This is a genomic window from Nocardia sp. NPDC051030 (genome assembly GCF_040683015.1).
Taxonomy (GTDB): Bacteria; Actinomycetota; Actinomycetes; order Mycobacteriales; family Mycobacteriaceae; genus Nocardia.
The window spans coordinates 330,483-344,224 of the sequence record NZ_JBFBCD010000009.1; the positions used below are offsets into that span (position 1 = coordinate 330,483).

The 13,742-nt window shown below is 66.0% G+C and carries 13 protein-coding genes; 7 read left to right on the forward strand and 6 right to left on the reverse strand.

The window, feature by feature from the left end; translation table 11 throughout:
* Positions 1-6: 6 nt before the first annotated feature.
* Positions 7-840, forward strand: a complete 834-nt coding sequence (locus AB0N05_RS29495; RefSeq protein WP_364699758.1) for an SDR family oxidoreductase — start codon at positions 7-9, stop codon at positions 838-840.
* 191 nt (positions 841-1,031) lie between these two features.
* On the opposite strand, the gene AB0N05_RS29500 is transcribed toward AB0N05_RS29495, so the two are convergent.
* From AB0N05_RS29500 to AB0N05_RS29515, 4 genes are read right to left on the reverse strand one after another with little or no spacing between them, the layout of a single operon-like run.
* Positions 1,032-2,114: a nitronate monooxygenase gene (locus AB0N05_RS29500; protein ID WP_364699761.1), complete on the reverse strand. Its 1,083-nt coding sequence runs from the start codon at positions 2,112-2,114 to the stop codon at positions 1,032-1,034.
* Positions 2,111-2,884 (reverse strand): CoA-transferase, encoded by a 774-nt coding sequence (locus tag AB0N05_RS29505; RefSeq protein ID WP_364699763.1) that lies wholly within the window; start codon positions 2,882-2,884, stop codon positions 2,111-2,113. The genes AB0N05_RS29500 and AB0N05_RS29505 overlap by 4 nt, the downstream gene beginning before the upstream one ends.
* Positions 2,884-3,762, reverse strand: a complete 879-nt coding sequence (locus AB0N05_RS29510) for a CoA-transferase (protein WP_364699765.1) — start codon at positions 3,760-3,762, stop codon at positions 2,884-2,886. The genes AB0N05_RS29505 and AB0N05_RS29510 overlap by 1 nt, the downstream gene beginning before the upstream one ends.
* A 5-nt stretch (positions 3,763-3,767) precedes the next feature.
* On the reverse strand, positions 3,768-4,532 hold the full coding sequence (locus tag AB0N05_RS29515; protein ID WP_364699767.1) for an enoyl-CoA hydratase family protein: 765 nt from the start codon (positions 4,530-4,532) through the stop codon (positions 3,768-3,770).
* Between the two features lie 73 nt (positions 4,533-4,605).
* Between AB0N05_RS29515 and AB0N05_RS29520 the strand changes: the two genes are divergently transcribed.
* The 5 genes from AB0N05_RS29520 to AB0N05_RS29540 all read left to right on the forward strand — a co-directional run bounded on the left by AB0N05_RS29520 (position 4,606) and on the right by AB0N05_RS29540 (position 9,774).
* Positions 4,606-5,394 carry an SDR family oxidoreductase gene (locus tag AB0N05_RS29520; RefSeq protein ID WP_364700117.1) on the forward strand — a complete coding sequence of 263 codons (789 nt, stop codon included), beginning with the start codon at positions 4,606-4,608 and terminating at the stop codon, positions 5,392-5,394.
* A 27-nt stretch (positions 5,395-5,421) separates the two neighbouring features.
* Entirely contained in the window at positions 5,422-6,336 is a 915-nt protein-coding gene (locus tag AB0N05_RS29525) for an SDR family oxidoreductase (protein WP_364699770.1), read from the forward strand.
* Positions 6,337-6,898: 562 nt separating this feature from the next.
* The gene (locus tag AB0N05_RS29530; protein ID WP_364699772.1) at positions 6,899-8,122 is read left to right on the forward strand and encodes a hypothetical protein; all 1,224 of its coding nucleotides are present in this window, start codon (positions 6,899-6,901) and stop codon (positions 8,120-8,122) included.
* Positions 8,123-8,132: 10 nt separating this feature from the next.
* A complete protein-coding gene (locus AB0N05_RS29535) occupies positions 8,133-8,645 on the forward strand; it encodes an ImmA/IrrE family metallo-endopeptidase (RefSeq protein ID WP_364699774.1) in 513 nt (170 codons plus the stop codon).
* A gap of 73 nt (positions 8,646-8,718) precedes the next feature.
* On the forward strand, positions 8,719-9,774 hold the full coding sequence (locus AB0N05_RS29540) for a hypothetical protein (protein WP_364699776.1): 1,056 nt from the start codon (positions 8,719-8,721) through the stop codon (positions 9,772-9,774).
* Positions 9,775-10,313: 539 nt separating this feature from the next.
* Here AB0N05_RS29540 and AB0N05_RS29545 read toward each other — a convergent pair.
* Together AB0N05_RS29545 and AB0N05_RS29550 are read right to left on the reverse strand one after the other, a co-directional pair.
* Positions 10,314-10,730 (reverse strand): helix-turn-helix domain-containing protein, encoded by a 417-nt coding sequence (locus tag AB0N05_RS29545; RefSeq protein WP_011207048.1) that lies wholly within the window; start codon positions 10,728-10,730, stop codon positions 10,314-10,316.
* Between the two features lie 360 nt (positions 10,731-11,090).
* Entirely contained in the window at positions 11,091-12,257 is a 1,167-nt protein-coding gene (locus AB0N05_RS29550) for a steroid 3-ketoacyl-CoA thiolase (protein ID WP_364699778.1), read from the reverse strand.
* A gap of 195 nt (positions 12,258-12,452) precedes the next feature.
* On the opposite strand from AB0N05_RS29550, the gene AB0N05_RS29555 reads away from it, so the two are divergent.
* Positions 12,453-13,649, forward strand: coding sequence for a cytochrome P450 (locus tag AB0N05_RS29555; RefSeq protein WP_364700119.1), 1,197 nt, complete (start codon positions 12,453-12,455; stop codon positions 13,647-13,649).
* Positions 13,650-13,742: the final 93 nt, after the last annotated feature.

Sequence of the window (13,742 nt, forward strand, 5' to 3'; positions counted from 1 at the left end):
GCGGCCATGAGATCTGTTCTGGTTACCGGCGCGGCGCGGGGGATCGGCAAGGCCATCAGCCTGCGGCTGGCGCAGCAGGGCTGGCACGTCTACGCCGGTGTCCGCAAGCTGTCCGACGGTGACGCCCTGGTCACCGAGGCCTCGAACATCACCCCCGTCCTCCTTGATGTCGCCAACCCTGACCACATCGCCGCCCTCGACGAGGTCCTGCCCGCCGACCTGACCGCGGTGGTCAACAATGCCGGAATCGTCGCCGACGGCCCCGTCGAACTCCTCGACCTCGACACCCTCCGAAACCAGTTCGAAGTCAATGTCTTCGGTGCGCTGGCGGTCACCCAGGCCGTCCTCCCGCGCCTGCGCACCACCCAGGGCCGCATCGTCTTCATCTCCTCCCTCAGCGGCCGCATCTCGACCCCCGGCACCGGCGCGTACAACTCCTCCAAGTTCGCCCTCGAGGGCCTGGTCGATGCCCTCCGAGTGGAGTTGCGCCCCTGGAAGATCCACACCGCCCTCATCGAGCCCGGCCCGATCGCCACCGACCTCTGGTTCGGCGCGACCGACATGGTCGACACCACCACCGCCCACCTCACCGACGCCCAGCGCGACCTCTACAGCGCCCACCTGGCCGGACTCCGCAAAATGTCCGAGTTCGTCCCCAAGATCGCCGCCCCCGTCGCCACGGTCGTCACCGAAGTCGAAAAAGCCCTCACCGCCAAACACCCCAGGGCCCGCTACGTCCCCGGCCTCCCCGGCAAGATCCAAATCTTCGCCACCCAACTAACCCCCACCTTCATCCTCGACACCGTCTTCGCCCTCTCCTCCGGCATCCGCCGCAAGTAGCGAGTCGACGCCGAAACGCACGAAGCCGCCCCCGGGCGAGAGGTTCCGGGGACGGCTCGTGTGCGGCCGCGAAGGCGGCGCGCGCAACGGATCGGTGGTGCCCGATCCGTTGGAGTGCGCGGACGATTGTGTCGGGCCGCGCACGTGGGAGGGGCTGCGGGTTCGGGGTCCGCAGCGTTGGGGAGGGACGGTTACGCCGTGGCGGTGTCGGTCACGCGGTAGGCGGCGAGACTGTCGATGCGGGCGATGGCGTCGATGATGATGCGGTCGATCAGGTCTTCGACGGTGGGGAGGTCGTCGATGATGCCTGCCACCTGACCCGAGGCGAGGACGCCCGCGTGGGTATTGCCTTCCACCAGACCGGCTTTGAGAAGCATGGGGGTGTTGGCGGCCATGACGACCTGGGACCAGGTGAGGTCCTTCTGCTTGCGCATGCCGATGCCGTCCTTGACCATGGTCGACCACTTCATGCCGGTCATGCCCTTGAACTTGAAGGCATTGGCGACGGCGGCGGTGAGACCGCGGTACCGGCCGGAATGCTCCAGCTTGTCGACCAATTCGGTATTCAGCACGCGATGCGGCATGCCGTCGACCTTGGTGGAGACGATGGTGTCCTGGAGGCCGCGGGACAGGTACTCCTGCTTCACGGAATCCGGGACGCTGCTGTCCTGGGTGAGCAGGAAGCGGGTGCCCATGGCGACACCGGCCGCACCGTAGGAGAGGGCGGCGGCCAGGCCGCGACCGTCGAAGAAACCGCCGCCGGCCACGACCGGAATGTCCACGGCGTCAAGGACGGACGGCAGCAGCAGCGTGGTGGCGACGGAGCCGGTGTGGCCACCGCCCTCACCGCCCTGCACGATCACGGCGTCCGCGCCCCAGGAGGCGACCTTCACCGCATGCTTGGCCGCGCCGATGGACGGCATGACCACCACGCCATTGTCCTTCAGCCGCGCGATGAGCTCCTTCTTGGGAGCCAGCGCGAAGGAGGCGACCTTCACGCCCTCGCGGATCATCAGCTCGACGCGATCCGGCGCGTCCGACAGGTCGGCGCGAATATTCACGCCGAAAGGCTTGTCGGTCTTGGCCTTCGTTTTGGCGATGGCCACCTCGAGCTCGTCGAGATTCATGGTGGCCGAGGCCAGGATGCCGAGGCCGCCCGCATTCGCGGTGGCCGCGACCAGTCCCGGACCGGCGACCCAGCCCATGCCGGTCTGCACGATCGGATGCTCGATGCCGACCAGTTCGGTCAGCGGCGTCTTCAGCCGAGCGGTCATGCCGTTACTTCCTTCTCACGGAAGCCCTTGGGGTCCAGCACGGTCCGGATGATCGTCAGCTCTTCCTCGGTGGGAAGCCGGGTTTCGCCCGCCTCGGCCAAGCCCGCGATCTCGAATGTGGTGTTCTCGGCGACCTCGTCAGCGGTCACGCCCGGGTGCAGCGACAGCGCGCGCAGGGTGTGGTCCGGACCGCTGAAGTCGAACACGCCCAGGTTCGACACCACGCGGTGCAGGTGGTGGAACCGGTAGGCCGGGTTCTCGGGATCGATCTTGTCGTAACCGATTCCGGAGACGATATCGACCTGATCCACGAATACCCGCTTATTGTGCTTGGGCACGAAGTAGCTGGTGGCGTGGTTGATGGTGTTGCCCGGCGCGCCGCGCACACCGAACATCTGCCGCGAAGGCTGTTGCAGCGGACCGAAAGCCGACAGATTCTGATTGCCGAACTTGTCGATCTGGTTCGCGCCCATGACCACGTGGCGACGCCCGGAGGCAACCACATCGAACACCTTCGAGAACGGAATCCAGCCCTCGACGGGAGCCTTGCCGCCGATCGGCGGAACCTCGGCGAAGAACAGCGCCTCACCGTCGGACAGCAGCAGGTCCGGCTCGAAGGTCAGCCGCGCCAGTCGCGCGCCGATGGTGGTGACGGTCGACATCGGGCTGGCCATGATCTCGCCCGCGCCACGGAAGATTTCGGCAGCCGCGACCACGCAGATCTCGGCCCGAGTGATGGTGGTGGCATCGTTCAATGTTTCAGCGCTCATTACTTCTGCTCCTCGGCGAAAGCGCGGACGGCGGCCTGGTATTCGTCCTCGGACACATCCAGGTAACGCGCCTTGAACTCGGCCCACGATTCGGGCGTCTTGGCGGCCTCGACATAGTGGCGCTGGAACTTCTCGTCGCGGCCGTAGCTGCCGGAGAAGGTGAAGTGCGCGCCGCCCGGGGCCTCGACCACGCCGTCGACCATCATGCGGTTGAGGATGATCGACTGGTGCGGAACGGCTTTCACCAGTTCCTCGGTCTCGACCAGCTTGTCCACCGACAGGTAGCGCTTCTCGGCGGCCAGTGAGTACAGGTCGTCGAAGTAGGGATCGACTCCGGTGTAGGCGGCATTGCCGTGCTTGTCACCCAGATCCAGATGCACGAAGGAGGCATCCAGATTCAGGGCGGGCATGGCGATGAGGGTCTCGCTGCGGCCGTCGGCATCCGTGTAGGGGGACTGAACGGTCTTCAGCTCGCCCTCCCAGAAATCGACTACGGCGGAACCCAATCCGGCACGAATCGGCAGGAACGGCAGTCGTGCGGCCGCGGCCTGCAGCCCGCACTTCACCATGCCTTCGTCCATTTCACGCACGGTGATCTCGCCACCGGTGCGCGCCTTGGCGAACCACGGATCGTAGAACGGCGCGGAGTCCAGGGATACGAAGCCGTAGTAGGCCTTTCGTACCTTGCCCGCCGAGCACAGCAGACCCAGATCGGGCCCGCCGTAGGTGACGACCGTCAGATCCTTGATGTCCGAACGCAGAATCGCGCGCACGAACGCCAGCGGCTTGCGCCGGGAACCCCAGCCGCCGATGCCGATGGTCATGCCGCTGCGGAGCTCGCCGACGACCTCGTCGAGGCTCATCCTCTTGTCGCGCATGGGATTTACTTCTCCTTCTTCTGCGCCGCGAGGTCATCGTCGAAGCGCGCGCGGATCTCATCGGCCACTCCGGCGAGGTTGAGCTCCATGGTGAAGCCCTGCTCGAACCGGTACGAGCGGTGCACATCCTGCACGTCGATGCCGTTGAGCGCCTTCTTGGCGGCGCGAATGACGCGGCCGTCCTTATTGGCGATGTTCTTGGCGACTTCCATTGCGGCGGCGTCGAGTTCGGCGCGCGGCACCACCTTGAACACCGAGCCGTAGTGGTGCAGCTGCTGCGCGGTGAGGGTGCCCGCGGTGTAGAACATGGTCCGCATGAGGTGCTGGGGGACCAGTCGCGACAGGTGGGTGGCCGCACCGAGCGCGCCGCGGTCGACCTCGGGGAGGCCGAAGGTCGCGTCGTCGGAGGCGACGATGACATCGGAATTGCCGACCAGGCCGATGCCGCCGCCGAGGCAGAATCCATTGACCGCGGTGACGACCGGTACTTCACAGTCGTAGACGGCGGCGAAGGCCGCGAAGCAGCCGTGGTTGGCGCGAATGAGGGCGGTGTGCCCGGTGTCCGCGTTCATCTCCTTGATATCGACGCCCGCATTGAAGCCGCGGCCCTCGGCGCGCAGTACGACGACCCGGGTTTCCGGATTGCGGCCGGCGGCTGTGACGGCGTCGGCAAGGGCGAACCAGCCGTCGGAAGGTAGGGCGTTGACCGGCGGGTAGTCGACAGTGACGACTTCGACGCCCTCGGTTTCGGTGTGACGGATGATCCCCATCGCGCCTCCTTAGAGGTGTAGCTGCCCATCGTTGGCAAAACAAGCAAGTGCTTGGTAGGTTAGCACGGTGTCAATCGAAGTGAACCTCTCCGGCTCGGTCGTCTTGGTCACCGGCGGCGTCCGGGGAGTCGGGGCCGGTATCAGCCGCGTATTCCTGGACGCGGGCGCGACCGTCGTCGCCTGCGCCCGCCGCCCCGCCGACACCCCCGTCGAGAGCAATGGGCGGGGCATCGACTTCCTGCCGTGCGATGTGCGCGATCCGGATTCGGTCCGCGAACTCGTCGACGCGATCGTGGCGAAATACGGGCGGCTCGATACCGTCGTCAACAATGCGGGCGGTGCGCCGTTCGCCCTGGCCGCCGACGCCAGCCCGAACTTCCACTCCAAGATCATTCAGCTGAATTTGCTGGCGCCACTGCTGGTTTCGCAGGTCGCCAATGGCGTGATGCAGAAGCAGGAGACCGGCGGCTCCATCGTCATGATCTCCAGCGTCTCCGGCCATCGTCCGTCGCCGGGCACGGCCGCCTACGGTGCCGCGAAAGCCGGTGTGGACAGCCTGGTTTCCTCGCTCGCGGTCGAATGGGCCCCGAAGGTCCGCATGAATTCGGTCATCTGCGGCCTGGTCAATACCGAGTCCTCGCACCTGCACTACGGCGACGAGGACGGCATCGCCGCGGTGAGCGGCACCGTCCCCATGCAACGCATGGCAAGTCCCGAGGACATCGGCCGCACCGCCGCCTTCCTGGCCTCACCCCTGGCCGGATACGTCACCGGCAGTGCGCTTCTGGTGCACGGCGGCGGTGAGAAGCCCGCCTTCCTCAATGCCTCCACCGCGGACGTTCCCGCGGTCTCCGGGCACTAGCTCACTCGACACGAAGAGGTAATCGATATGACGGACAAGAAGATCTGCGACGGCCGCGTGGTCATCGTGACCGGTGCGGGGCAGGGCCTCGGCCGCGCGCACGCGCTGGCGTTCGCGGCCGCCGGGGCCAAGGTCGTGGTGAACGACCTGGGTGCCGAGCTCGACGGTGCGCCCAGCCCCGACTCCGGTGCCGCACGCGTGGTCGAGGAGATCCGTGCCGCCGGTGGCGAAGCCGTCGTGAATGGCGACGACGTCTCCGACTGGGAGGGCGCCCGCCGCCTGATCGCCACCGCCGTGGAGACCTTCGGACGGCTCGATGTGCTGGTCAACAATGCCGGTATCGTTCGTGACCGCATGCTCGTCAACCTCGGCGAGGACGAATGGGACGCCGTCATCAAGGTGCACCTCAAGGGCCACTTCGCCCCGATGCGTCATGCCGCCGAATACTGGCGCACTGAGTCCAAGGCCGGTCGCCAGCCCGAGGCTCGTGTCATCAACACCAGCTCGGGCGCGGGTCTGCTCGGCTCGATCGGTCAGGGCAACTACTCCGCCGCCAAGGCCGGTATCGCTGGCCTGACCATCACTGCCGCCGCCGAATTCGCGCGCTACGGCATCACCGTGAACGCGATTGCCCCGTCCGCCCGCACCCGCATGACCGAGACCGTCTTCGCCGACACCATGGCGGCCCCGGAGGACGGTGGCTTCGACGCCATGGCTCCGGAGAACGTTTCGCCGATCGTGGTCTGGCTGGGCAGCACCGATTCCGCCGGTGTCACCGGCCGCATGTTCGAGGTCGAGGCAGGCAAGGTGACCGTCGCCGACGGCTGGCGGCACGGCGTCTCCATCGACCGTGGCGCGCGCTGGGAGCCTGCCGAGCTGGGACCGGTGGTTCGCGATCTGCTCGCGAAGGCAACCACTCCGGAGCCTGTCTACGGAGCCTGATCTTCGGTCACACCAGTCACTTTCGTCGCCGGTGCCCCATGGGGCACCGGCGACGTTTGTTTGCGCGGGTTGCGAAGGGGCGCGGCTGGGTTGCGGGGAGCGGTAGCCGGATGGTTTGTAATGTGATGTAGCCCACTTTGGTTCGAGTATGTGAGCGGATGCGCGGTGAGCAGGGAGGTTGCTGTCTGGTTGGTGGGGATTGTCTGTTTTGGTGGTGAATCTGGGGTGGGAGGGGGTTGCCGGTGGGGTTGATGTGGGGATTGTGTGCTTGCGAGGTTTGCCAATTGTGCTGCAGCGCTAGTTGATATTGAGTACATCGGGGGTAGGGCAGGCGTACGGTTTGCGGGTACCCCTAATGCGATCGGGAGTTGTGCGGGGTGGCGCGGTGGCCGTTACGATGACCGCGTTCCGCAACGGCTTGGCAATCGGGGTTGCCTGGGCCGCTTGATACCGCTCCAACCTGAATGGTGCGAGTGGAATCCCGCACCCAGGGGTGCGGGAAGGAAGCCGAACTGCGCGGTATCGATGAGGGGATGGCCTTCGCATGATCTTTGGTCGTGCAATGCGCTTGGTGGCAGTGATCGCGGCTGTCGCCGGGTCGGCGCTGCTCGGGCCCGGCACTGCCGAGGCGCAGCCCAGCGGCATCGACCTCGAGCCCGTTCCCTCGGGGCAGGACCCCGCACTTCCCGGTCAGTCCGCGCAGGTGGTCGGCGTACCCGTGAATCCCGTTGCCGGTCCTGGTGACCTGCTGGCGGCCATTCTGGGTGTAGGCACCGGGTCCGCGGCGGTCGGTTCCGCGGGCGTCGGCTCGGCCGGTGTGGGTTCCGCGGGAGTCGGTTCGGCAGGGCTGGGCACGGTGCTGGGCGGCACCGGATCCGGCGTGCTGGGCCTCGGTTCCGCCGCCGTCGGCTCCGCCGGAGCCGGTGTGGGTTCGGCGGCCGTCGGCACCGGATCGGCCGGACTCGCGACCGGTTCCGGAGTGCTCGGAACAGGTTCCGCGGCAGTCGGTTCCGCTGGTGTGGGTACCGGATCCGTCCTTGGCCTCGGTTCGGCCGGAGTGGGTTCCGCGGGCGTCGGCACCGGTTCGGCGCTGTTGGGTTTGTTGTTCGGCACCGGTTCGGCCGGAGTCGGTTCTGCCGCAGTGGGTTCGGCGGCAGTCGGTTCAGCGGGACTCGGCGCGTTGTGCACCGGTTCCGCCGCAGTCGGCTCGGCGGGAGTCGGTTCCGCCGGTGCGGGCTCCGGCGTGGGTTCGGCGGGTACCGGTTCGGTCGGCGGTTCTGCGGCAACGGGCTCCGGTCTGGGTTCCGCGGGCGTCGGTTCGGCCGGAGTCGGTTCCGCCGCAGTGGGTTCGGCGGCGGTCGGGTCCGCGGCGGTCGGGTCGGCGGCGATTTGCGCGTCCCCGCTGCTGCTTCTGCTGATTCCCCTGCCGAGTCCCGAGTCGCCCGCGATTCCGCTGGAAATTCCGCAGTCGCCGGTCATTCCGCCGCTGCCCGCCGTGATCGCTCCGGTGGTCGCGCCCGCGATCCCCGCGCCCGAGGCGGAGCCCGCGCCGGTGCCACCGCCGAAACCGGCCCCGGCTCCGGTTCTCGCACAACCGAATCCGGAGTTCAAGCCGACCTCCGACAACAGTCCGCTGCCGCCGATCAAGGTGCTGTCGGTGATCGGCGGGCTGATCGCCATGACGCTCGCGGGTGCGGGCTCGGGTGCGGTGAGCTTCCAGAGCGCTTCGGCGGCACAGGGGCGCATCGACGCCGCGCGGGCCGCGTTCTTCGGACCACGGGTGTAAGGGGACCACGATGACCGAGAGCAAAGCTCATAGCATCGGGTCCTACCGGCGGGTGGCCGCGGCGGTGGACGCGGTCTGCGCCGTGGCCGCGGATTTCGACGCCACCACCCTCGACGAGGTGGTGCTGGCGATCTCCGCGGAGCGGCGGCGGCCGATCGAGATCGCGAGCGCGCAATTGGGTCCGGGCGTCTGCGGTCAGCGCCGCAGCTACCCGGACAAGGACGTGATCGTGCTGGCGTCCGCCCTGCCCACCCGCGAGCACACCCTCGCACACGAGTTGGGGCACATCGTCTTCGATCATCCGGGCGAGGCGGCCGCGGAGGTCACCCTCGAGGCCAGCGACGATCTCATCGCGTACATGCTGAGCCAGCGCTCGCATCAGAAGGTGGTGGATCTCGGCGAGGACGAGCAGGCGGAGTGGGAGGCGGAAACCTTCGCCAGCATGCTCATGACTCGCCTGCGCGTATTCAAAAGCCGGGGCGCAGGCGTCTCGGTCCTTCGATTCGATGAGGCACTCGGATGACCGAGTCAGGGCACGGAGGCGGCAGCTTGCGTAACCACGTAGTGCCCCTCGGGCATCCGGGAAAGGACGCCGCATGACCTTCTGGTTGACGGCCATGCTGGTCTGGATGGCAGCCGGTGCTCGAGTAGGCCGGGTGCTGGTGAAGCCCGCGACGACGGCCCGCGTCGCGATTGTTGTCGCGGTGGCGTCGGTCGCCTTCGCAGCGACAATTTCGATCCCGGAAGTCGGTGTGGCAGTGGATCATCTGCTGCCCAATGGGGTGCACGGCTCCTGGTTCTCCGATCGCCTCACCACGGCGGCCTGGATTCTGTTCGCGACGGCCACTTCGGTGGTGGCGGCCGCCGCCTGGCCGGTGGTGTCGCGCCGGAACCTCCGCCAGATCGCCTGGATGATCTACGCCGGTGGCCTGATCGCCATGCTGCTGACTCTGTTGTGGTCGGTCACCTTCGGCTGGGTCATCGTGACGCTGGAATGCGTCTTCATCGCGATCACCGGTCTGCGGAACCTGGATTGGACCACCCTCGGCCGCGGCATCGCGCTCTACACCACGGGCACCATGGTCGTCGGCGTGCTGGCCGCGCTGTCGGTGCGGCGCGAGTTGAAGCATGAGGTGATGGCGAAACCTGAGGCCGGGGACTGGTTCTGGCCGATCTGGCAGGTGGCGAGCCTGCTCATCGCGGTGGGCGCGGTGTGGATCGTGATCGAACTCTGGGGCCGGGCGCGCATGCTGCTGAGGCAGGTTCGCCTGCTGCATCGGGTGCTGATCGGCCGGTTCCCCGAGGTGGTGGCCAAGGATCAGACCGGAACGGGCACCCAACTCAAGGCCTCGGATCAGGTCGCCCAGATCATGGACGCGCTCTACCTGCAATCGGGTGGTGGCGCGGACCTGTCGGCATTGGGCGTGGACCTGGACACCATCGCCCCGCCACCGGATTCGGTGCCCGAACGCGCGACGCGGGTGGCCGAGTGGGCCCGGAATCCGTTCGGTGATGTGGTGATCGACCCGAGGTGGATCGCTCCGCCGCCGGGTGTCGGTCCGCGCCGCTGGGTACAGGCGATTGCCCGCGCCTTCGATGCCGGTGCGCCGGCCGCCAAGGCGGCCGCGATTCAGGGTTCCGCACCCCGCTAGATCAACTCCGGATCAACTCCGGAGGGGCTCTGCGCAGATCACCAATTGGCAACGAGAGTCGTTACCGACACTGTTCACGCGCGATCTTCCATGCGTTCATCTATCACTTTTGTGATGTTTGTGAATGCCTTTGAAGATCATGTTTGGCGTAATTGCGATCTTGTCGCAAATGCGCAAAGTCCCGTGCAATGGACAGCACGGGACTTTGATCGTCGCACTCGGTGCATTGGGGGCGAAACACTCACAGCGCACAAAACGACATAGTGCACAAAACAACCGGCTTGCGCTGCCGGGGTGACCCAGGCGGCGTATGCCAGGATTGTGCATAATGCACCAGCGCAGGGGTCTGCGCCACATGGCCTCAGCGGACTGAGACCGGTGCAACACTCTTCACGCGCACCGTATGGCCGAACGGAGGATGGCGCTGCCCTGCAAGCAGCGCCGTCCGGTCAGCCGTGGTCCGGCCTGGAGAAGCTCTGTAACAAACCAACACGGTGCGGCCTCCGAGCCAGTCGCACTGTATTGCTCTGTGGCAGGGCTTATTCCGTGCCGTCGGGAGGAATCTCGGGCAGCCCTTCGCTGGCCCGCAATTTCTCCGCCATGGAGGTGAGGAGGTTCTGTGATTCTTCGGAGAGGTCGAACGCCCTGCTCGACAAGCGACGAAGTCCATAGCCCTGCAGCTGGGACAACAGCTCGAGATCATGATCGATCTTCGCTGCGTAGATGTCGTTGAAGAAGTAGTCCGGTTTGACCTTGAAGAACTTCGCCAGTGCGGCCACCGTCTCATCGGACGGGTTGGTGCGCTGTCCCGACCGCAACTGCGAGAGATACGGTTTCGAGATCGGATGTCCGGATGCCGTCAAGGCAGCCGCCACCTCTGCGTTCGTGTGCGGCTTACGCCCCGGGGGATGCACGGTTTCGAACAGCTTGTTCAGCCGCGCCGCGAAATCAGCCATTGTGAGCCGCCCAATTCCCTTCGCTGTACTAACAGTCGTTATCTCGGATACGTATCATTGATATTAGCGGCTCAGTAACTGAAAACCTACGCCTGATTCGTGATTTCCTTGAAGCTTCTAGGCGGTGATCCGGTGAACCGGCCGTGGCTTGGGCGTTTGCGGGCCACCCCCACGGTTCTTGCCGAGGGCTTAAGAGTCCCGGTTCTGGCCCGTCGCGAAGGTCTTCCTTGACGGGCCGCCGGTAGCTCCAAGATAGCTGACGTCTCATCTTCTTGTCTGTACCGCAGATTGTGTGGCGTACGCCACGTTTCGCGACAAGTCGGATGAACGTTCAACCTAGGCCGAAAATCATTGTGGGGACTAGATCCTCTCGATGATGGTGCCCGTCGCGAGTGCGCCACCACAGCACATGAGGATCATCGCGGTGTTCTTGTCCGACCGTTCCAGCTCATGCAAAGCCGTTGTGATGAGACGGGATCCGGTGCTGCCGACCGGATGGCCGAGCGCGATCGCGCCGCCATTCACGTTCACCCGATCGAAGTCCGGCTTGTGCACCGAGGCCCACGACAGCACCACGGACGCGAAGGCCTCATTGATCTCGAACAGATCGATATCGCCGATGCTCATACCGGAACGCTCGAGCAGTCGCTCGCAGGCCTGGACCGGACCGTCCAGATGGAATTCCGGCTCGCCACCCACCAGGCATTGCGAAACGATCCGGGCGCGCGGGCGCAAACCCTGTCGCAGCGCGGCCTTTTCATCCATGAGCAGCACCGCGGCCGCGCCGTCGGAAATCTGCGAGGAGGTGCCCGCGGTGTGAATTCCGCCCTCCAGCACCGGCTTCAGCTTGGCCAGGCCCTCGCGGGTGGTCTCGCGCAGGCCCTGATCGCGGCTCACGTCCAGGGTCTCGCCGGTGAGGTTGCCCTCCTTGTCGACCTGCGGTGCGTTCTTGATGGTCAGCACTTCACGGTCGAAACGGCCCTGCGCCCACGCCTGCGCGGCCAGCCGCTGCGAGCGCTCGCCGAGCTCCTCGACATCGTCGCGAGTGATGCCGCGCCGCTTAGCAATTCGCTCCGCGGCCTCGAACTGGTTGGGCATATCGATATCCCAGCTCGCGGGGCGGCGCGGACCGGCGTGCGTTCCGACATTGGCGCCCAACGGAACATGGCTCATGGACTCGATGCCGCAGGACAGGCCGACCTCGATGGCTCCCGTGGCGATCAGGCCCGCGACCATGCCCGCGGCCTGCTGCGCGGAACCGCACTGATTGTCGATGGTGACCGCACCGGTCTGCCACGGCAGTCCGGCGTGCAGCCAGGCGGTGCGGGTGACGTTATTGGACTGCTCGCCCACCTGCATGACGCAGCCGCCGACGACCTGCTCGACCAGAGCCGGGTCCAGCTCCGCGCGCTCGAGGATGCCCTTCTGTACCGCGCCGAGGAGTTCGGCGGCGTGCAGGCCGGCGAGCCAGCCATTGCGCTTGCCGTTCGGGGTGCGCGCGGCCTCGACGATGACGGGTGTACCCATGGTGATCCTTTCAAGATCAGAACTGCAACAAGTTCTCTACTAGCAAAGTAGGCCAATTGAGGCTTCTTCCCTAGTCTTACCCCCTGTGATTGAATACATCTAGAACGTGTTTCAGTCTGTCAAAGGAGACAACTGGTGGTCGCGCCCCATGCTCAGCCCAACGTGCCACACGGATTCGACGTCACCGATCCGGAGATGTGGGCCCAGCGGGTCCCCGTCGAGGAACTCGCCGAACTGCGCAAGGCCGCCCCGATCTGGTGGAACCCGCAATCCCCGGAGGTCGGCGGCTTTCAGGACGACGGCTTCTGGGTGATCAGCAAGCATGCCGACGTCAAGACCGTCTCGCGCCGCGATGATGTGTTCTCCACCTACGAGAACACCGCCCTCCCGCGCTTCCAGGACGACATCACCCGCGAGCAGATCGAATTGCAGCGCTTCGTCCTGCTCAACAAGGACGCGCCCGAGCACACCAAACTGCGCAAGATCATCGCCAAGGGCTTCACCCCCCGCGTCATCAATGGCCTGCGCGCCGAACTGACCGCCCGCGCCGAGAACATCGTGAAGACCGCGGCGGCCACCGGAACCGGCGACTTCGTGGAGCAGGTGGCGGCCGAACTGCCCCTGCAGGCCATTGCCGAACTGATCGGTGTGCCGCAGGAAGACCGCATGAAGCTCTTCAAGTGGTCCAACGATATGACCAGCTACGACGATCCGGAGAGCGATGCCGATCCGGTGGTCGCCTCGACCGAGATCCTGGGCTACTCCTATCAAATGGCCGAGGCCCGCAGGGCTTGCCCGGCCGACGATATCGTCACCACCCTGATCAACGCCGATCTCGACGGCGAGGCGCTGCTGCCGGAGGAATTCGGCTTCTTCGTCATGATGCTGGCCGTGGCGGGCAATGAGACCACCCGCAATGCCACCACCCACGGCATGGCCGCATTCCTCGAAAACCCGGACCAGTGGGAGCTTTTCAAGTCCCAGCGCCCCAAGACCGCGGCGGACGAGATCATTCGCTGGGCCACCCCGGTCAGCTCCTTCCAGCGCACCGCCCTCGAGGACGTCGAGCTCGGCGATGTGCAGATCAAGAAGGGGCAGCGGGTGGTGTTGTCCTACCGCTCGGCCAACTTCGACGAGGACGTCTTCGAGGATCCGTACACCTTCGACATCACCCGGGATCCCAACCCGCACCTGTCCTTCGGCGGCACCGGCGCGCACTTCTGCATCGGCGCGAACCTGGCCCGGCTGGAGATCGAGATCATCTTCAATGCCATCGCCGACCACATGCCCGACATCACCAAGCTGGGTGACCCCAAGCGCCTGCGCTCGGGCTGGCTCAACGGCGTGAAGGAATTCCAGGTCGACTACAAGACCTGCCCCGTCGCGCACTGAGAGAAAACGAAGGCGGGCGCGCGGTGAAAACCGCGCGCCCCCCGTGTATTTGCTGCGTGCCCCCCAGCCAGAGCAGGCGGGCCCGAGAATTGA

Bases quoted from the DNA above. Each gene is read 5' to 3' on its own strand.
- AB0N05_RS29495 (WP_364699758.1), top strand. From the start codon at position 7: ATGAGATCTGTTCTGGTTACCGGCGCGGCGCGGGGGATCGGCAAGGCC.
- AB0N05_RS29500 (WP_364699761.1), bottom strand. From the start codon at position 2,114: ATGACCGCTCGGCTGAAGACGCCGCTGACCGAACTGGTCGGCATCGAG.
- AB0N05_RS29505 (WP_364699763.1), bottom strand. From the start codon at position 2,884: ATGAGCGCTGAAACATTGAACGATGCCACCACCATCACTCGGGCCGAG.
- AB0N05_RS29510 (WP_364699765.1), bottom strand. From the start codon at position 3,762: ATGCGCGACAAGAGGATGAGCCTCGACGAGGTCGTCGGCGAGCTCCGC.
- AB0N05_RS29515 (WP_364699767.1), bottom strand. From the start codon at position 4,532: ATGGGGATCATCCGTCACACCGAAACCGAGGGCGTCGAAGTCGTCACT.
- AB0N05_RS29525 (WP_364699770.1), top strand. From the start codon at position 5,422: ATGACGGACAAGAAGATCTGCGACGGCCGCGTGGTCATCGTGACCGGT.
- AB0N05_RS29530 (WP_364699772.1), top strand. From the start codon at position 6,899: ATGCGCTTGGTGGCAGTGATCGCGGCTGTCGCCGGGTCGGCGCTGCTC.
- AB0N05_RS29535 (WP_364699774.1), top strand. From the start codon at position 8,133: ATGACCGAGAGCAAAGCTCATAGCATCGGGTCCTACCGGCGGGTGGCC.
- AB0N05_RS29540 (WP_364699776.1), top strand. From the start codon at position 8,719: ATGACCTTCTGGTTGACGGCCATGCTGGTCTGGATGGCAGCCGGTGCT.
- AB0N05_RS29545 (WP_011207048.1), bottom strand. From the start codon at position 10,730: ATGGCTGATTTCGCGGCGCGGCTGAACAAGCTGTTCGAAACCGTGCAT.
- AB0N05_RS29550 (WP_364699778.1), bottom strand. From the start codon at position 12,257: ATGGGTACACCCGTCATCGTCGAGGCCGCGCGCACCCCGAACGGCAAG.
- AB0N05_RS29555 (WP_364700119.1), top strand. From the start codon at position 12,453: ATGTGGGCCCAGCGGGTCCCCGTCGAGGAACTCGCCGAACTGCGCAAG.